Origin of the sequence: Streptomyces sp. NBC_00310 (assembly GCF_036208085.1) — a bacterium.
GTDB lineage: Bacteria > Actinomycetota > Actinomycetes > Streptomycetales > Streptomycetaceae > Streptomyces.
The window spans coordinates 1,371,825-1,389,240 of record NZ_CP130714.1 but is presented as its reverse complement, the minus strand read 5'-3'; the positions used below and the strand labels follow the sequence as shown (position 1 = coordinate 1,389,240).

At 71.7% G+C, this 17,416-nt stretch carries 20 protein-coding genes; 15 read left to right on the top strand and 5 right to left on the bottom strand.

The annotated features are described in order from the left end of the window. Positions 1-110: 110 nt before the first annotated feature. Complete coding sequence (locus OG202_RS06085; protein ID WP_326584780.1) at positions 111-620, top strand: hypothetical protein; 510 nt, start codon at positions 111-113, stop codon at positions 618-620. A gap of 163 nt (positions 621-783) precedes the next feature. Continuing rightward, positions 784-981 (top strand): hypothetical protein, encoded by a 198-nt coding sequence (locus tag OG202_RS06080; RefSeq protein WP_326584781.1) that lies wholly within the window; start codon positions 784-786, stop codon positions 979-981. A gap of 116 nt (positions 982-1,097) precedes the next feature. On the opposite strand, the gene OG202_RS06075 is transcribed toward OG202_RS06080, so the two are convergent. Beyond that, positions 1,098-2,513, bottom strand: a complete 1,416-nt coding sequence (locus OG202_RS06075; protein ID WP_327731057.1) for a DUF2252 domain-containing protein — start codon at positions 2,511-2,513, stop codon at positions 1,098-1,100. 188 nt (positions 2,514-2,701) lie between these two features. Between OG202_RS06075 and OG202_RS06070 the strand changes: the two genes are divergently transcribed. The 4 genes from OG202_RS06070 (at position 2,702) to OG202_RS06055 (ending at position 5,082) form a co-directional block, all read left to right on the top strand. After that, on the top strand, positions 2,702-3,409 hold the full coding sequence (locus tag OG202_RS06070; RefSeq protein ID WP_327731058.1) for an HdeD family acid-resistance protein: 708 nt from the start codon (positions 2,702-2,704) through the stop codon (positions 3,407-3,409). A gap of 365 nt (positions 3,410-3,774) precedes the next feature. Next, positions 3,775-4,029 (top strand): hypothetical protein, encoded by a 255-nt coding sequence (locus tag OG202_RS06065; RefSeq protein ID WP_327731059.1) that lies wholly within the window; start codon positions 3,775-3,777, stop codon positions 4,027-4,029. Between the two features lie 117 nt (positions 4,030-4,146). After that, the gene (locus OG202_RS06060; protein WP_327731060.1) at positions 4,147-4,617 is read left to right on the top strand and encodes an SHOCT domain-containing protein; all 471 of its coding nucleotides are present in this window, start codon (positions 4,147-4,149) and stop codon (positions 4,615-4,617) included. A 30-nt stretch (positions 4,618-4,647) separates the two neighbouring features. Beyond that, the gene (locus tag OG202_RS06055; RefSeq protein WP_327731061.1) at positions 4,648-5,082 is read left to right on the top strand and encodes a DUF7144 family membrane protein; all 435 of its coding nucleotides are present in this window, start codon (positions 4,648-4,650) and stop codon (positions 5,080-5,082) included. Between the two features lie 307 nt (positions 5,083-5,389). On the opposite strand, the gene OG202_RS06050 is transcribed toward OG202_RS06055, so the two are convergent. Then, on the bottom strand, positions 5,390-5,533 hold the full coding sequence (locus tag OG202_RS06050) for a hypothetical protein (protein WP_405892644.1): 144 nt from the start codon (positions 5,531-5,533) through the stop codon (positions 5,390-5,392). Between the two features lie 129 nt (positions 5,534-5,662). Between OG202_RS06050 and OG202_RS06045 the strand changes: the two genes are divergently transcribed. The 3 genes from OG202_RS06045 to OG202_RS06035 all read left to right on the top strand — a co-directional run bounded on the left by OG202_RS06045 (position 5,663) and on the right by OG202_RS06035 (position 8,439). Continuing rightward, the gene (locus tag OG202_RS06045; protein WP_405895983.1) at positions 5,663-6,085 is read left to right on the top strand and encodes a BlaI/MecI/CopY family transcriptional regulator; all 423 of its coding nucleotides are present in this window, start codon (positions 5,663-5,665) and stop codon (positions 6,083-6,085) included. A gap of 408 nt (positions 6,086-6,493) precedes the next feature. Further along, positions 6,494-6,904 (top strand): M48 family metalloprotease, encoded by a 411-nt coding sequence (locus tag OG202_RS46435; protein ID WP_405892643.1) that lies wholly within the window; start codon positions 6,494-6,496, stop codon positions 6,902-6,904. 149 nt (positions 6,905-7,053) lie between these two features. Then, entirely contained in the window at positions 7,054-8,439 is a 1,386-nt protein-coding gene (locus tag OG202_RS06035; protein ID WP_443052216.1) for an LCP family protein, read from the top strand. A gap of 68 nt (positions 8,440-8,507) precedes the next feature. Here the strand turns inward: OG202_RS06035 and OG202_RS06030 are convergent, their stop codons facing one another. Beyond that, entirely contained in the window at positions 8,508-9,401 is an 894-nt protein-coding gene (locus OG202_RS06030; protein ID WP_326584791.1) for a DUF4394 domain-containing protein, read from the bottom strand. A gap of 334 nt (positions 9,402-9,735) precedes the next feature. Here OG202_RS06030 and OG202_RS06025 point away from each other — a divergent pair, with 334 nt between their 5' ends. The 3 genes from OG202_RS06025 (at position 9,736) to OG202_RS06015 (ending at position 13,240) form a co-directional block, all read left to right on the top strand. Then, positions 9,736-10,980 carry a PucR family transcriptional regulator gene (locus OG202_RS06025; protein WP_328222446.1) on the top strand — a complete coding sequence of 415 codons (1,245 nt, stop codon included), beginning with the start codon at positions 9,736-9,738 and terminating at the stop codon, positions 10,978-10,980. A 68-nt stretch (positions 10,981-11,048) separates the two neighbouring features. Next, on the top strand, positions 11,049-11,669 hold the full coding sequence (locus tag OG202_RS06020; RefSeq protein ID WP_328222444.1) for a phosphoribosylanthranilate isomerase: 621 nt from the start codon (positions 11,049-11,051) through the stop codon (positions 11,667-11,669). 161 nt (positions 11,670-11,830) lie between these two features. Then, a complete protein-coding gene (locus OG202_RS06015) occupies positions 11,831-13,240 on the top strand; it encodes a cytochrome P450 (RefSeq protein WP_328222442.1) in 1,410 nt (469 codons plus the stop codon). Between the two features lie 7 nt (positions 13,241-13,247). Here OG202_RS06015 and OG202_RS06010 read toward each other — a convergent pair whose 3' ends face one another. Together OG202_RS06010 and OG202_RS06005 are read right to left on the bottom strand one after the other, a co-directional pair. Beyond that, the gene (locus OG202_RS06010; RefSeq protein WP_328222440.1) at positions 13,248-14,177 is read right to left on the bottom strand and encodes an amidohydrolase family protein; all 930 of its coding nucleotides are present in this window, start codon (positions 14,175-14,177) and stop codon (positions 13,248-13,250) included. Positions 14,178-14,187: 10 nt separating this feature from the next. Continuing rightward, positions 14,188-14,439, bottom strand: a complete 252-nt coding sequence (locus OG202_RS06005) for a hypothetical protein (RefSeq protein ID WP_327731065.1) — start codon at positions 14,437-14,439, stop codon at positions 14,188-14,190. Positions 14,440-14,736: 297 nt separating this feature from the next. On the opposite strand from OG202_RS06005, the gene OG202_RS06000 reads away from it, so the two are divergent. From OG202_RS06000 to OG202_RS05990, 3 genes are read left to right on the top strand one after another with little or no spacing between them, the layout of a single operon-like run. Beyond that, positions 14,737-16,026 carry an ABC transporter ATP-binding protein gene (locus OG202_RS06000; protein ID WP_327731066.1) on the top strand — a complete coding sequence of 430 codons (1,290 nt, stop codon included), beginning with the start codon at positions 14,737-14,739 and terminating at the stop codon, positions 16,024-16,026. Continuing rightward, positions 16,023-16,688 (top strand): ABC transporter permease, encoded by a 666-nt coding sequence (locus OG202_RS05995; protein ID WP_326584798.1) that lies wholly within the window; start codon positions 16,023-16,025, stop codon positions 16,686-16,688. The genes OG202_RS06000 and OG202_RS05995 overlap by 4 nt, the downstream gene beginning before the upstream one ends. After that, a complete protein-coding gene (locus OG202_RS05990) occupies positions 16,685-17,374 on the top strand; it encodes an ABC transporter permease (RefSeq protein ID WP_326584799.1) in 690 nt (229 codons plus the stop codon). Before OG202_RS05995 ends, OG202_RS05990 begins: the two co-directional genes overlap by 4 nt. The last annotated feature ends 42 nt before the right edge of the window (positions 17,375-17,416 follow it).

Here is a 17,416-nt window from a genome sequence, read left to right as displayed (position 1 = left end):
CCCGGACGGCGGGTGAGAACGGGGATCCGGCCGATCGCCGTCTCGGCCGCCAAAACCGGACGCGGGGGAAGCGCCGCTCGGCGCGCCGCCCCCGAGAGGAGGCCGCGACGATGTCCACCACCGGGCACGCCACGTCCCGCGCCGAGCGCCGGGCCCGTGCCGACTACACCGGCGGCGTCTACGGATCCATGCTCGCCTCCTCCGTGATCATCGGCGCCGGCGCCCCGGGGCCCTATCCCCGCCTGGAACTCGTCCTTCTGCTGCTGCTCACCGGCCTGGTGTTCTGGATCGCGCATGTGCACGCCCAACTGTTCGGTGCGCGGCTGGCGCACCGGGGTCTGGACCGCCGGGTGGTGCTGGAGGTGTGCCGCGACGAGTGGCCGATCGTCAAGGCCGCCGTCCCCCCGGCGGCCGCCGTCGCGGTCAGCCCGCTCCTCGGCCTCGATGTGTCGGGCGCCCTCTGGCTGGCGCTCTCGGTGGCCGTCGCGGGACAGGTGGGCTGGTCGGCGGCCGCGGCCCGCCGGGCCCACGCCTCGTGGGGGCTGATGGCCGCCACCGCCTCGGTGAATCTGCTGCTCGGCCTCCTCATCATCGGGTTCAAGCTCTATCTGACCCACTGACCCACTGACCCACTGACTCACTGACCCGCTGACCCACTGCCCCCTGGCCGCCTGACCCACTGACTCACCTTCCCGGGGTGAGGCCCGGCCGGTGGTCGGGACGGACGATCGCTAGGAGAAGGGGCGCAGCCCGCCCGCACCAGGCCCTGGGGGAACACCGCACATGCGCTACGAGATCCGCGTCGACGGACAGTTGTCGGAGGCGCTGACCAGAGCCTTCCCCGAGCTGGACCACGTGGTGATGTCCGGCCACACCGTCCTGTTCGGGCACGTCGTGGACGAGGCGCATCTGTACGGGCTGCTGGCTCGCTGCCAGTCTTTGGGCCTGCGGGTCCTGGAGATGCGCCAGCTGCCGGAGTGAGCCGAAGCCTGCACGCGGTCCGGCCCACTCCTGCACGCGGGTCCGGCCCACTCCTGCACGCCGGAGTGGGCCGGACCCGCGCGCCGCAGTGGGCCGGAGAAGGCCGTTTCGGTGTCTCAGAGGTTCTCGGCGTGGACCCTGCCCGTGTGGGCGGCGACGCCCAGCGCCTCGAAGTCCCGCTCGTTCCGGTCGGCGTAGGACTGCGCGAACTCGGCGAGCGCACGGTCGAAGCGGTCGCTGCCGCCCAGATAGGCGGCGATGGCGATGGGGTCGCCGGAGCGGGCGTGGGCCCGAGCCAGGCTGGCGCCGCACAGTCGCGCGAAGAGCCGCAGCAGGCCGGGATCCATGGTCTCCGGCCGAGCGATGCCCTTCCAGTCGCGCAACTGCCGTACGTAGAAGTCACGTTCGAGCCCGTCCAGACCGACGACGTGGGTCCAGCCCAGGAAGATGTCGCTGGTCGTCTGGATCAGCCGCTGCCCCGACACCACGCGGCGGCCCTGGTTGTCGTAGCTGTCGCCGCCGAGCTGGGCGGAGAGGACGGACTCCTGCGCCTCCTTGGCCTGCAGCAGCAGCGGGTCGGTGTCGTCGCGGCCGAGCAGGAGCACGATCCAGCAGCGCGTCCCCACGCTGCCGACGCCCACCACCTTCCGGGCGATGTCGACGACGTGGTAGTGGCGCAGCAGATGCCGGCGCTCGGACGACAGGGTCCGCACGTACTGGTCCAGCACGTTCTGGAGCTCCTTCTCCTGGCCCTCCGCGGCGGGGGCCGCCAGCAGGTCCCGGAGCGGTGTGATCAGTGGTGGGTCGGGCGCGATCAGCCGGCCCTCGGCCGTGACCCGGGTGAGTTTCTCGAAGGCCTGGAGATGGGTGCGTGTACGGGCCTTCGCCGTCGCCTCGGCGGTACGGCGTCTGCTCTCCTTGTCCATCGACGAGGCCACCAGCTCCCCCAACCGGTCGGCGTCGTCCTGCGCGTACCAGATGTCCAGGGTGCGCATCCCGGCGAACTCGCGCATCCGCCGCCGGTACGCCTTCACACACGTCCGCACCGCGCCGTTCTGCTCGTCGGCCGAGAAGCCGTTGGCCCGGCCCGCGATCGCGAAGCTGGCCGCCAGCCGCTTCACATCCCATTCGAACGGCCCGGGCAGCGTCTCGTCGAAGTCGTTGATGTCGAACACGAGATGGCGTTCGGGCGAGGCCAGCAGCCGGAAGTTGAGCAGATGGGCGTCACCGCAGAGCTGCACCGTCAGGCCGGTGTTGGGGAGAGACCCGAGATCCGACGCCATGATCGCCGCGGCGCCCCGGTAGAAGCGGAACGGGGACTCGAGCATGCGGCCGTAGCGGATGGGAACCAACTCGGTGAGCCGGGTGGCCGACTGACGCTCTATCACCTCGATCGGGTCGGCTCGCTCGTGGTCCTTGTCCGCCTCGAACCAGCCGTGGCAGGAGCGCGAGGCGCGCTTGCGCGCGTCCCGGCCGTACGCCGCCCTCTCGGCCACGGACAGCGACGCCGTGAATGCGCTCGATACGGTCATGACACGCACCTCCTGAACAGCCGGCCGGGCCCACCCCCACCCTCCCCGCCCCGGCGGTGCGCCGGGATCACCCGTCGGGGGTGATCCGGCGGCCGGCGGGTGGCGGGACGCTGGTCCGGTGAGATCACCGCACACCGCCGCGTGCCGGCGGTGCGGAAGCGGCCCGCTCGGCCGCGCGAGGAGGAGCCATGACCGAGTCCCATGGCCCGGCACCGCGTACCGGGGCGGACGACAGGCCCGGCGGCGCCGACGGAGTGCCCGGTGGGGCGGACCGCCGGCCCGGCGGGGCGGATCCCGGAGTGATGGGCGACCCGGCGGAGACGCTGGGGAGGGTCGGCCGGTCCTGGAAGTGGATCCTCGGCTCGGCGCTGGCCACGCTGGTGCCGGGCGTCATCGTCCTGGTCTGGCCGGACGGGACCCTGCACGTCCTCGCGGTCCTCATCGGTTTGTACCTGCTCGCGATCGGGGCGTTCCGTTTCGTCGACGTCTTCGCCCGGGAAGAGCGGGGCGAGCGGCTGTCCGGGCTGCTCCTCTCGCTGCTGTACGTCCTGGCCGGGGTGCTCTGCCTGAGGAACCCGCTGCAGACGATCGCCGCGCTCTCACTGATCGTCGGGATCGTCTGGCTGGCGACCGGCATCCTCACCCTCTACACCGCCCTCGCCTCCAGGGACCTGCCCCACCGAGGCTTCGTCCTCGGCGCCGCGGTGCTCGGCATCGTCGCGGGGATCGTGGTGCTGGCCCTGCCGACCGAGTCGGCGACGGCACTGACCCGGCTGCTCGGCCTGTGGCTCGTCCTGATCGGCCTGGCCGAGGCGGCGGTCGCACTCGCCTGGCGGGCCGCCCTCCACCGGGCGGGCCTCACGGGGTCCCAAGGGCAGGCCGCCGGAACCACCTGAGCCTGCCCTCGACCGGAGGACGAACCTCATGGTCTCGGGCAAGGACTCCACCGCCCCACTCCGGACCGGAAGACGGAACCGGCTCAGGCGGCGGAACCGGGCCGGGCGGTGCCGGCTCGTCCGGCGCGCGGCCGGACACACCCTGACCTCCGAGGAGCGCGCCGAGTAGGAGCGGCTCCGGCGGCACGCCGGCGTACGCCACCGGAAACTGCGCAAGGCGGGCGCCGCCGTCCTGCTGGTGGTCACCCTCCTGCTCGCGCCCCTCGCCGCCTCCTCCGTACGGCCCGGGGCGGGGCGCCCGCCGGGTGCGGGCCCTGGCCCGGACCGGCACCACGTCGGCCGGGCGGGCGCTGCGGAGCGCCGGGGTGAGCACCGGACAGTCCGGACGGCGGCTGGCCGCCCACCCCCACCCCCGGTGGACCAACGGCGTCGTCCTCGGGGCGGGCGCCCTGGCACTCGTCCTCCGGAACCGCCCCACGGTCGGCGCGGCCGTCCTCGTCGCCGTCCTCGTCGCCGTCCTGGTCATGGCCCTACTGGCGGTCGTGGCGGTACTCGCCGCCGCGGCGGACCCCGCGGCAGCCCCCGAGTCGGACGAGGCCGGGCTCACCCGCCCGGGGTGAGGCCGCCCGGCCCTTGCCGTGGGCACGCTGAAAACGGCGCCGAGCACGGCGCTGTGGGCGCGCCGCGAACGGCGGAGAACACCTGCCGGGCGGGCGCCCGGGACGGAGGAGAGACATATGAGTGGTCAGACGTACCTCGCGTACGACTATCCGCTGCTGAGCGTTTTCTGGTCCATGCTGGTGTTCTTCCTGTGGATCATGTGGTTCGTGCTGCTCTTCCGGGTCGTCGTCGACATCTTCCGCGACGACGACATGAGCGGCTGGGCCAAGGCGGGCTGGCTGGCCTTCACCATCCTGCTGCCGTTCCTGGGCGTGTTCGTCTATGTGATCGCGCGCGGGAAGAACATGGGCCGTCGCGAGGTGGCACAGGCACGTGCGCAGCAGGCCGCTCTCGACTCGTACATCCGCGAGACGGCCCAGGGCGGGGACGGACGAGGCAGCAGTGTCGACGAACTCGCCAGGCTGTCCGAGATCCGCTCACGCGGCGACATCACGGACGACGAGTTCCGCCGCGCGAAGGAACTGGTCCTGAGCGGCCACGGAACCTCGGCGGGCGCGGGCGCCGGCCCGTCCGCCCCGGGGCGCTGAGGGCACCGCACACGGAATCGAGGTATCGGTATGACCGCCACACACAGCGGGCACGTGCATCCGACCAAGCGGTCACGGCCCTTCGCCGAGGGGCTGACAGCCTTCGCCGCCGTCATGCTCATGATCGCGGGTGTCCTCGACGTCTGCCGGGGCATCATGGCCATCGCCGAGGACGACGTCTTCGTCGCCACCAGCGACTACGTCTTCCAGTTCGACCTCACCGGCTGGGGCTGGGTCCACCTCGCCCTCGGCGCCGTGGCCGTCCTCGTCAGCCTGGGTCTCTTCCAGGAGTCCCTGTGGGCGCGGGTCGCCGGCGTCGCCATCGCCGCCCTCATCATCATCGCCAACTTCCTGTCCCTGCCGTACTACCCCGTCTGGTCCATCGTGATGATCGCCTTCTCGGCCTTCATCATCTGGGCTCTGTGCGTGGCAAAGCGGGACGATTCCGGGGGCTCGCTCCGCTGACCCGGCGGCCGCGCGGCGAGTTCGCTCGGTCCGGACCCATCCGGACCCGTCCCTCCGGGCCCTGGCCAGCCGCAGGGCCCGGAGGGACGGGTCCTCGTTGCGGCAGCGGCGCGGGTGCGGGTGCGGGTGCGGGCCGCGGTGCGACAGGGCCTGCCGCCGGGCCGGTCGAGTCTGGTCCGGTGGAGTGGGATGCGACGCGAGGGCAGGGTGTCCCCTCGGCGCCGTACAGAACAGCGCGGTCGGCAGCCCCGGCCTCGACGGCGTCCCCCTCGTCGCCCCGCGTCTGGCTTCGGTCGCGTCCGTCCCATCACTCGCCGGTCCGCCCGGCCCCGGCGGGCACGGCCGCGAGGTTGACCTTGACCGACTCGTCTTCGTCTTCGTCTTCGCCTTCGCCGTCACCGGCCGGGCCGGTGAGGTGGCTGTAGACGACGAAGCGCCCGTCGGAGAGCACCTTTGCGGAGGCGCGAGCAGTAGGCCGATGCGTCGATGTCGCAGTGCCCTGCCGGGATTCGGGATCTACAGAACTGTAGAAAGTGAGGGGCCCTGGGGCCGCTCTGCTTCTACAATTCTGTAGATCGTGATGTGGATACGATCGGGCACCGGAAGGAGACAGGGCGTGACGGACCAGCAGCGTCCCCGGCGGCGGGGGCAGGGCGAGCTGGAGGCACTCGTCCTGACAGCGCTGGGCGAGGCGGACGGCCCCGAGAGCGCGGGGTGGGTGCAGGAACGCCTCGGCGGAGACCTCGCCTATACGACGGTGATCACGATCCTGACCCGACTGCTGGCCAAGGGCGCGGTGACCCGGGAGCGCTCCGGCCGCTCCTTCGTGTGGACCCCGGCCTCCGACCAGGCGGGCCTGGCCGCGCACCGGATGCGCCGGGTCCTCGACGGCGAGCGCGACCGCGAGGCCGTGCTGGCCAGTTTCGTCACCTCCCTGGAGCCGGATGACGAACGGCTGCTGCGCGAGCTGCTCGATCGGGCGAAGGGTGAAGGGGACGGCTGAAGCGTCGGGGACGGCGCTGAAGTCTCGGGGACGACCGAACCCTCGGGGACGACCGAACCCTCGGGGACGACCGAAGCCCCATGGGGTGTTCGTCTCGCTGCCGCTGGGCCTGCCGCTCACGGCGTGGCCGGGGTGATGGCGGTGTGCGGCACGGTGCGTCCGGGCCTGGCGATGGTGGTCAGCACAGGCCCAACTGCCCGCAAACCGCTGCCGGATGGCTGGTCCGACCCCGAGGTGGGCGCGGTGGTGCCGTCCGACGCGGTCGCCGGTCGGCCGGCCATCCCGCGTTGCTCGCCGCGCTGTTGGCGCCCGTGGCCGGACCCTGCGGCGGCACGGGCGGGTGCGCCGCAGCGCCACCGGGGCCCTGGCCGGACTGCCGGACACCGAGGTGGCCGTACTGCTGAGGAAGTGCCGTACGCGTACATCCCGCCGGAGCGGCGCCGCGACTGTGTGGTGGCCGCCAAGGTCATGCTGTCGTGCCGGGAACCGGCCGAGCGGCGCGCGCTGTTCGCCCATGAGCGTGCCCATCTCGTCGCCCGACACCACCGGTTGCCGCCGACCGTCCGGCCGCGCGCGATCGGCCGGGCAGCGCTCCTGTCCGTCGCCTCACCGGTGGCCACGCTCGCCGGCTTCGAGGCGTCGCGCCCGGTGCCGCGCCGCGTGGCGGCCCTGCTGGGCCCGGCGCCCGCGGTGGCCGACGGCCGTCGCCGTTCGCCTCGGTGGGGCCGGCAGGCGTGGGGCGCGGCCGTGTCGGTGAGGTCATCGGCCGCCTCGGCCGGGACGGTGGCCCTGATTCCGTACGCTGCGACCCCTCTGTGACGTCGGTGGGCGCGGGGCGTGATGAGACGTGTGTGGCGCCGATCCGTATATCTACATGCATGTAGAGTCCTGCGGGTTCGGTGATCACAACTACCGGACGCCCAGGGGGTAGTCGACCGGCCGGATGCGGCCGAGGTGGGGGAAGGCCGGTGAGCGGTACGGGAAGGCGGCGCGCGGGTGCCGTGGGCGGGGGGACGCGGCTGACGCGGCGGGGCCGGACGGTGAGCTGGTTCGCCGGCGGCGCGGCCGTGCTCGTCCTCGGTGTCGGAGGTGTCGGCGCCTGGGTCTACAAGGACCTGGACAACAACATCACGGGCGCCGACGTGGACGGCAAGCTCGGCGGGGACCGACCGGTCAATCTCAGCCCGGGTTCGAAGAACATCATGGTCGTCGGCTCGGACAGCCGTGACGGGGCGAACGCGAAGTACGGCAAGGACCTGACCACCATGCAGTCGGACACGCTGATGGTGCTGCACATCCCCGCCAACCGCGAATGGGCCACCGTGGTGTCGTTCCCGCGTGACTCGTGGGTCGAGATAGCGGCGTGCGACAAGGGTGACGGCAGCTCCTCCGGTCCGCATCTGGCGAAGATCAACGAGGCGTTCGCGATCGGCGGTACGAGCGGCGAGGTCGCCGGCGCGGCCGCCTGCTCGATCAGGACGGTCGAGGCCAACACCGGTCTGCGCATCGACAGCTTCATGTCCGTCGACTTCCAGGGCTTCAAGGGGATGGTCGACGCTCTGGAGGGCATCGAGGTCTGCCCCGAGCAGGCCATCTACGACGAGAACGCCCTGCTCGACATGAAGGCGGGCTGCCAGACCGTCAAGGGCGAGACGGCGCTCGGCTACGTACGGACCCGCTACGCCGTCGGCGACGGCTCCGACATCGGGCGCATCGGCCGCCAGCAGGAGTTCATGGAGGCCCTGGCCGCCAAGGCCAAGTCCAAGCTGACCAGCCCCACCTCGCTCTACGACTTCCTGCAGTCCGCCACCAAGTCCCTGACCACGGACGAGGATCTCGCCGGTATCGACCCGCTCTACGACCTCGCCTCCGAGCTGAAGGGCATCCCGAGCGACCGGCTGACGTTCCTGACCGTCCCCAACTACCCGCGCGAGGCCGACGTCCCCGCCGACAAGGCCAACATCGTCTGGCAGTACCCGCAGGCCGCCGACCTGTTCACCTCCCTCGCAGGCGACAAGGAGGTCGACAAGAAGCGGCTGCAGGCACAGGCCAAGAACGACCTGATCTACGCGTCCACCGTGCGCGTCCAGGTCCTCAACGGCACCGGTGTCAACGGACGCGCCGCCGCCGTCGCCGAGAAGCTGCGCGCGGCCGGCTTCACCGTCGTCGGCACGGGGAACGCGCCCGAGAACACCGACGTCACCACGGTCGCCTACCCGGCCGACCTCACCAAGCAGGCGAAGGTTCTCGCCTCGCGGCTGCCCGACGCCAAGGCCACGCGGTCCGCGGACGCCGCGGCGGGCGTGGTGACCCTGGTCGTGGGGTCGGACCTCGACCTGGAGAAGATGCGGTGACGTGACGGGGCTCCGGCTCGCCGCGGTCCGGTCGTGGCCGGTCCGCGGCGAGGGTGAGGTCCGTGGGGTCAGCTGCCGGTGAGGGAGATGGCCACGTCCGTGATGTTCAGGGGGAACTTGGACTTGGCGGCATCGTTCACGAGGGTGGTCTGCCCGGTGAAGACGTTGACGCTGTAGAGGGAGGGCGTGCTCGCGCCGTAGGGGGTGAGGGTGGCGAAGGCGGCGTTGTCGACCGTCTTGCCGCCGCTCAGGGTGCTGTAGATGTCCATGCCGGCGTTGATCTGGGCGTCGATGCCGAGGCTGCCGGTCGCGGCGAGTGTGCCGTTGTTGGCCGGGGACTGGATGACGACCTGGTCGCTGGTCGTGTTGATGTCGAACAGCGTGGTCGCGGTGGACCCGTCGAGGTCGTTGTTCGTGTAGGCGGCGGCGGAGACGCCCTTGGTCGTGCCCTCGATCGGCGGGGTGGTGAGGTTGACGTCCTGGATGGTCGTGTGGTCGCCCAGGTTGTGCCGCAGGTTCTGTCCGTTGTCGCTGATCACGCGCAGCCGGTCGGCCGCCGGGTTGAAGTCGACACCGAAGTTGGTGCCGTTCAGCGCGTACTGCAGCTGGGACACCTTGGTGACCTCGACGTCCTGGGTGGTGGCCGGCGGGTACTTGATCGTGTAGATGCCGCCCTTGTTGCCCACGCCGTACAGCACGCCGTTCTGCACCCGGAAGTCGATGCCGATCAGGGCCGTGTCGCCGCTGAGGCCGGTGATGGCCCGCACCCAGTTGAGCACGTCCGGCCGGTCGGTCGTGAACGTGGCCATCAGGGTGCCGTCGCCGCTGATTCCGTACGCGCGCAGGCTGGGGGCGGCGGCGGGGGCGGCCGATCCGGTGCCCGGTGTGCCGAGCATGAGCGCCGTCGACGTGACCGCGACCGCCATCGCCGCCGTGATTCTCTTTCGCGTGCCTGCTTTCATCGGAGTTTCCCTCCCGTTCGGGCGAGCGCCCTTGTGTGGCGCCTGACTGAGGTATTTCGGTACCCGTGCCCGTACTGATTGCCGGAGCCCTTCCGGAGTCGCACCGGAATGATTGGCCTCGGTCTTCCCCCACGGGCGTGTACGCGGCTCTCATTAAGGCTGTTTTACGACTCCTCCACAAGCGGAAGGGGTGACGGGAACGCCCTGATCCGGGAATTTTGCGCACTGTGACAAAAACCCTGTCGGCATAGTTGCCGCCGATTTATGCGGAGTGATGAACGCCGTCCGGATCTCGTCTGTCGGCCGGTTCGTCCGGAATGACATGCTCGCGTCCATGGGGAGCCTCTTCGCCGAACTGGCCCGTCAGGCGTCGACCAACGCCCGCCGGGAGGTAGAGACGTACACACGCGAGATCCCGGAGTTCGGGTTCCTGGACAAGGACCCCCGGGCGCGGGCCGAGACGCTGGACCACTCGGTCTGGTTCCGCCACCGGACCGTCGAACTGTCGCCGGACAACAGCGAGTTGAGCAGCAACGATCTTGGCTACATCGCGTCCATGGGCGAGCTGCGGGCCGGTGCGGGCATGTCGCTCGACGCACGGCAGCGGGTGCTGCGCGTGCACACCGCGCTCATGCTGCGCGAGATCAACGAGGCGACCGACGCCCAGCGCGGCGGCGGTGTCGACGAACTCATGCGGATGATGACCTGGTTCGCCCCGCAGGGCGAGCGAGGTATCGGCGCCTACCGCCGGGGATTCGTACGCGTACTGCGCCGCCGAATGCCGTACACCGAGCAGGTCGCCCTGCTGGCCCGGTCATTACTGAGCGGCGATCCGATATCGGCGGAACTCGCCGCGGCCGTCGACATGGAACTGCCGGATTACTGCGCGGTGACCGTGTTCCGGCTGCCGGACCCTCCCACCGTCGACCGTTTCCTGGAAAACGAGATCGAAACGCTGGTGAAGAGTCACCGGGTGCCGGTCATGTGGGGGCCGGAGGACGCCGACGGGAGCGGTGAGCTGATCGCGCTGGTTCCCCTGAATTCCGGCGCCGCGGAAGCGGAGAACGTACCGGCGCACGCCGTTCCCGACCTCTTACCCGATCTCGCCCCCGACCACCTGCCGGAACTCGTACGGGACTTCGCCCGGGCCCTCGGCCGCCCGTGCGCCGTCGGCACCGCCACCGCACCGCTGCCCGAGCTGGCCGAGGCCCTGGACCGGGCTCGGCGGATCGGCCGGGCGGCCCCGCTGCGGCGCGCCTCCGCCCGGCTGCGGCCGCACGCCCTGGCGGACGTCTTCGTCGAACTCGCCGTCTCGGACGTGCCGTTCGTCGACGCATGGCTGCGCTCGCTGGCCCGCAGGCTGGACTCCGGCCCGGACCTGCTGGTCACCCTCGACGCGTACTACCGCCACGACATGCACCGCGGCGCCACGGCGACCGCCCTCAACGTCCACACCCGCACACTGGACTACCGCCTGCGCCGGGTACGGGAACTCACCGGCATCGACCCGGGCTCGACCCGGGGCGTGCGGACGCTCAGCGCGGCCGTCACCCGGCGTCTGTCGGGGGCGTGGCGCTGACCGGGCCGGTCGAGCCGGAGCGGGTGGCCGCCGTCCCCGGGCCGACGCCGATACGGCAGGCTGGGGCCGTGAGCAACTCCAGGGACTCCCTCTTCATCAAGATCTGCGGTCTGAAGACCGAGCAGGACGTCGACACGGCCGTCGAGGCGGGCGCCGACGCCATCGGCTTCGTCTTCTCGGCCAGCCCGCGCCAGGTCGACGCCGCCACCGCCGCACGGCTGAGCCGCCGCGTGCCGGAGCACGTCCTGACGGTCGGGGTCTTCCGCCAGGAACCCCTCGACGGCGTGCGGTCCCTGGCCACCGAGTCGGGGATCCGGGCGATCCAGCTGCACGGCCCCGAGGACCGCGCCTACTACGACGACCTGGCGACCGGCGACTGGACCCTGATCCGTGCCGCGGCGTTCGGCGACTCGGTGCCGCGCTGCGGGGAGTTCGGTGAGGACATGCTCCTCCTCGACGCGCCCGTCCCCGGCTCGGGCATCGCCTGGGACTGGGCGAGCAAGCCGCTGGCGGCCGCCGGGGAGAAGTGGCTCCTCGCCGGTGGCCTCACCCCGGAGAACGTGCGCGACGCCGTCGCCGCCACCGACCCCTGGGGCGTCGACGTCTCCAGCGGCGTGGAGCAGAGCCGAGGCGTCAAGGACCCCGGTCTGATCAGGGAGTTCGTCAAGGCCGCCCGCGCCGGGAGGTGACGGGCGGCGGTGCCGCCGCCGTGTCCACCTCTGTGAGTCACGGGGCCGGAGCTGTGAGTGGTGATGCCCGGCGTTCCCCCGGAAGTGACCCTGGGGTAGGGTCCCCACGTTCCGGCTACCGACTGAAGGTGGGCCGGTACGGGGAGTGTCGGAGGGGCGGCATGGTGAGGGAAACCCAGTCGGGTGAGGGCGTGTCCGTGGAACTGGACGGTGCGGGGTTGGAGGCGATGTCTCCCGAACCGCTGCTGACCCGGGACTACGAGACGCGCCCGTCGTTGGTGTACGAGCGGCTGAGGCAACGGCACGGCGCGGTGGCGCCGGTCGATCTGCTGGGCGTACCCGCCTGGCTGGTGCTGGGCTACCGCGAAGCGCTCCAGGTGCTCCAGGACGACGACGGATGGCCCAAGGGCCTGGAGAACTGGCGGGCCAGGACCGAGGGCAGGGTCCCGGCCGACTGGCCGCTCGGTCCCTCCCTGGAGGTCAACCACGTACTGATCCAGGGCGGACCCGGCTACCGGACGCTGCGGACGGCGTGGGACCAGGCGCTCAAGCCGTTCCAGGACCCGCGCAACCCCCAGGCCAAACGGCTCAAGATGGCCGTGACCGCCTACGCCGACGAGCTGATCACCTTGATGGGCGAGGCCGGCGGCACGGGGCTGGCGGACCTGTCCGCCCAGTTCTCCCGGCCCCTGCCGCTGATGGTGGCCAGCCATCTGCTCGGCTTCCCCGGTTCCCAGGGCGACGACGCCCTGATGGACATGTGGCGGGTACTGGACGCGGGACCCGACGCGGGGCCGGCCCTGGACCGGCTGCTGGGCGCGCTGGCGGAACTGGCGGAGCTGAAGCTGAAGTCGCCGGGCGAGGACTTCCCCTCCTACCTGTTGGCCGCTCACCCGGACCTGTCGCTCGACGAGCTGGCCCGCGAACTGTTCATGCTGCTCGGCATGACGTCCGACCACGTCGGCATTCTCATCTCCAACACGGTCGTCGAGGTCCTCTCCGGCGAGGACAGCGTGCGGGCCAGCCTCTCCGCCGGCATGGTCCGGGAGGCCATGAACCGGGTCGTCATGCGCAAGCCGCCGCTGGTGAACTTCGTGCCGAGGTTCGCGGCCAGGGACACCCAGCTCGGCAACTACACGATCCGCGCGGGCGACCCGGTCTGGGTCTCCTCCGCCGCGGCGCACGCCGACCCGCTCTTCGCCGACCACGTGGCACCCAGTACGACGACGGTCAGCACCCGGGCGCACCTGTCCTGGGGCGCGGGCCCGCGCCAGTGCCCGGCACGCGAACTCGCCTCGACGGTCGCCGCCGTCGGAGTGGGCCGGCTGTTCGAGCGTTTCGCCAACCTGGACCTCGCCCTCCCCGTCGACCAACTGCCCTGGCGCTCCTCGCCCTTCATGCGGGGCCTGCGTTCACTGCCCGTGCGGTACGAACTCGCGCCGATGCCCGAACGGCCGCCGGTGGACGACCCGGCGGCGGGTGCGGCGCGGCCGGTGACGCCGGACGTGTCCGCCCGGCAGCGTTCCTCGCTGTGGCGCTATCTCACGGGGCTGATCCGCTCCGGCCGCTGACGGACGGTCACCGTGCTCCGGGCGTACCGGCGTGCCACTCCGTCCCGGTGAGCAGTCGCCGTGGATTGGCGATGCGGAAGGCGTACGCCGCCGCCCCGCCCAGGCCGAAGCCGGGCTGTTGCGGGGGCTCGGCGTAGGGGCGGTCGGAGCCCTGGACGACGGCGTCCACGCCGAGGGCGCGGACCACCGCTTCGACGGCGGTCGGTCCGTAGGAGGACGTCTCGACGAAGACGCCCGGGTCCACCCCCGCGTCGCTCCCGCCGCCGCGGGCGGCGAAGCGCTCCCCGTGGAGCGGGGCGAGCCCGGCCAGCAGGGCGAAGCACACCCGAAGACGGGGGTGACGGGGCCGACCGTGGGCGCGGAAGGCGAACCAGGCGGAGTGCATCTGCTGCACGTAGGGCACCATCGCGGGCCACCAACCGGGCCCCTCGGCGCCGCCGGGCGCGGGCCCCGGGTGGACGAACAGCGGGAGGCCGCGTTCTTCGAGGAGGTCGAGGAGCGGGGCGCAGCGGGCGTAACCGGCCGCGTCGGCAAGGGCGTTCGCCGGGAGCTGGAGGCCGACGAAGCCCCGGTCGAGGTCCTCGGCCGTCGCCTTCGCGTCGACGTCCCGTACGCAGGCGGCGGCCCAGGCGCCGAACGGCTCGGGGAGCGCGGCCGAGCCGTCGTGGTAGGCGTCGAGCAGGGGGCGTGCCTCGGCCGCGGGCAGCCACTCCACGCCGATCGGGGAGGAGAGCGAGACGAGGGCCAGGCCGAGGCCGTCGGCGCCGGCGAGGTCCGCACGACGGGCGGTGTCGTGGTCGGCGGGCGGGATCTCGTAGGGCGGCTCCCCGTCGAGGAACAGGGTCCAGCCGTCCAGGAACGGTGGTTCGCGGCGTGCGCGCAGGGCCGTCACCAGCGAGGGGGTCCACAGATGCTGGTGCACGTCGCAGTTGGTCATGCCGTTCCTCTCACAAGGCCGACGCTTCCCCGGTCAGGGCGCGCGGTGTGCTCCGGACGTCGTCGGATTCCAGGATGGCGTGGCGCACCGCCTCCACGTCCACCCCGCACGGCCGGTCGTCCTCCAGGCGGGGAACAACTTCCCGGATCGCGCGCCGCAGGAACTCCGGTCCCCGCCCCAGTGCGGCCGGTGCCGCCGTATCCACCGCCTGCGCGGCGACCACGGCCTCCACGGCGAGCAACCGCCGCGGCCGGGCCGGCATCGTCGGCAGCCGCCGGGCGCCGAGCGCCGCGTTGGTCGAGTCGTCCTCGACGGCCGCCGCGCCCTGACGGGGGTCGGCGGAGACCGACGCGGTCTGCGCCAGCGCCGGCGCGAGGGTGTCGAGGGCGAGGGCCAGGGCACCCTGCCCGGAGGGAGCGCAAAGGGTGGAAGCTGAATGATCTGGACATTTCCGGTCCGGCTTGGTGTGAACGTAACGTGCCGTTCACGGAATCCCATTGACTGTCATTCAGTCACCGACGACTCTGAATGGCCATATACAGTCGGGTAAGGGGCAGTCTTGATCAGATTCGACGCGGTGAGCAAAAAATATCCCAACGGCACGACAGCGGTGGACGACCTGTCCCTGGAGCTGGCCGAGGGTGGCATCACGGTCCTGGTCGGTCCTTCCGGCTGCGGCAAGACCACCACCCTGCGCATGATCAACCGCATGGTGGAGCCGACCGACGGCACGGTGAGCCTGCGCGGCCGGGACATCAGGGAGGTCAACGCGCCGGAGCTGCGCCGGGGCATCGGATATGTGATCCAGCACGCGGGGCTGTTCCCGCACCGCACCATCCTGGACAACATAGCCACCGTTCCGCTGCTGTTGGGGTGGGGCAAGAAGAAGGCGCGGGCCAGGGCGGCGGAACTGCTCGAACTGGTGGGCCTGCCCGCCGAGATGGCCAAGCGCTACCCGAACCAGCTCTCCGGCGGGCAGCAGCAGCGCGTCGGGGTGGCCAGGGCACTGGGCGCCGACCCGCCGGTGCTGCTGATGGACGAGCCGTTCAGCGCGGTCGACCCGATCGTGCGGGCGGAGTTGCAGGCCGAGTTCATCCGGCTGCAGAAGGAGTTGCACAAGACGATCGTGTTCGTCACCCATGACATCGACGAGGCGATCAAACTCGGCGACAACATCGCCGTGTTCCGCACGGGCGGCAAGCTCGCCCAGTTCGACACCCCCGAGCGGCTGCTCGCCCGGCCCGCCGACGACTTCGTGGCCGACTTCGTGGGGCAGGACCGGGGCATCCGCCGGCTCTCCTTCGTCGACGCGGCCGAACTGCCGCTGCGCGACGGCCCGGTGCTGTCGGCCACCTCTCCCGTCGCCGAGGCCAGGGCGGTGGACGCGCCCTGGGTACTCGTCGTCGACGACGCCCGGCGCCCCCTCGGCTGGGCCGCGACCGACGCACTGCCGGACGCCGGCACCCTCGCGGACGCGCCCCTGGTCCCCCTCGGCCACACCTTCAGCCTCGTCGGTGACTCGGCACGGGCCGCCCTCGACTCGGCGCTCCTGTCACCCGCCCGCCTCGCGGTGGCCGTCGACGCGGAGGGCGCCGTCGCCGGAGTCGCGGACGCCTACGAGCTGTCCGCCGGCGCCGTCGCCGCCGAGCGGTCCGCGGGGGCGACCGCCGCCGGGTCCGCCGAAGACGCGTCGGCAAAGGGCAAGTCGACGGCGACCGCGCCGACCGAGTCCGCGCCGACCGAGTCCGAGCCGACGGGCCCCGCGCCCGCTGGGTCCGCGCCGGCCGAGTCCGCGTCGCCCGTGGACAAGACGGCCTCCGCCGACACCCCGGGCGGCGGTGACCGATGAGCGACGACGAACCGCTGGTCCGGTGGCAGTGGATAGCCGATCACACGGCCGAACTCGCCGAGTACACCGGCATCCATCTCCGACTCGGCCTGCTGCCGGTGCTGTTCGGGCTGATCATCTCCGTGCCGCTCGGCATCCTGTGCCACCGCTGGCGCTGGCTCTACCCGCCCGTGCTGACCGTGTCGAACATCCTGTACTCGATCCCGTCCCTCGCCCTGTTCATGATCTTCGTCCGCTACACCGGGCTGACCGAACAGACGGTGATGATCCCGCTGACGCTCTACACCCTGTCCGTACTGGTCCCCAACGTGGTCGACGGCCTCGCCTCGGTCCCCGAACCCGTCCGGCTCGCGGCCACCGCCATGGGATTCGGCGCCGTACGCCGGGTCGTCCAGGTCGAGTTGCCCATCGCCGTACCCGTCGTCATCGCCGGTGTCCGCGTCGCCGCGGTCTCGTCCATCAGCCTCGTCGCCGTGGGACAGCTGATCGGCCAGGGCGGCCTCGGCTACTACATCACCCGCGGCCTCCAACTCGACTTCCCCACCCCGATCGTCACCGCGATCGTCCTGATCATGCTGCTCGCGCTCACCACCGACGCGCTGCTGGTCCTGGCGCAGCGGCTGCTCACCCCGTGGTCCCGGAACAAGGTGACGTCGGCATGAACGATTTCCTGAACCAGATGGAGCTCGTGGGGGACTGGCTGACGTCCTCGGCGCAGTGGCACGGAGACGAGGGCATCCCGCGACGACTCGTGGAGCACCTCACCTACAGCGGACTGTCGTTGCTGTTCGCCGCCCTCATCGGCCTGACGTTCGGACTGCTCGTCGGACACACCGGCCGTGGCGCCTTCGCCGTGGCCAGCGTGGCGAACCTCGCCCGCGCGATCCCCACCTTCGGCCTGGTCGTCCTCGTCGTCACGCTCGCCGGGCTCAGCACCACGCCCGTACTGGTCGCCCTGGTGGCGCTGGCGGTCCCGCCGATCCTCATCAACACCTTCGAGGGGGTACGGGGCGTGGACCCCGCCACCCGGGACGCCGCGCGCGGGGTCGGCATGACCGAGTGGGAGATCCTGACCCGGGTCGAGGTGCCGATGGCGCTGCCGCTGATCCTCCTCGGACTGCGGGTCGCCGCGATCCAGGTCGTGGCCACCGCGACCGTCGCCGCCTACCCCGGTCTCGGCGGCCTCGGCCGCTACATCGTCGACGGACTCTCCCGCAACGACTACGGGTTGGTCATCGGTGGTTCCACCGTCGTCGTCGCCCTCGCGCTCGTCGTCCAGATCGCGTTCACCGCGCTCCGGCGCGCCGTCGTCTCGCCGGGCCTGAGGGTCTCGGCGTCGAAGTCCTGAATCCCCGGATCCCCGGATTCGTGGATCCCCGATCCCCGATCC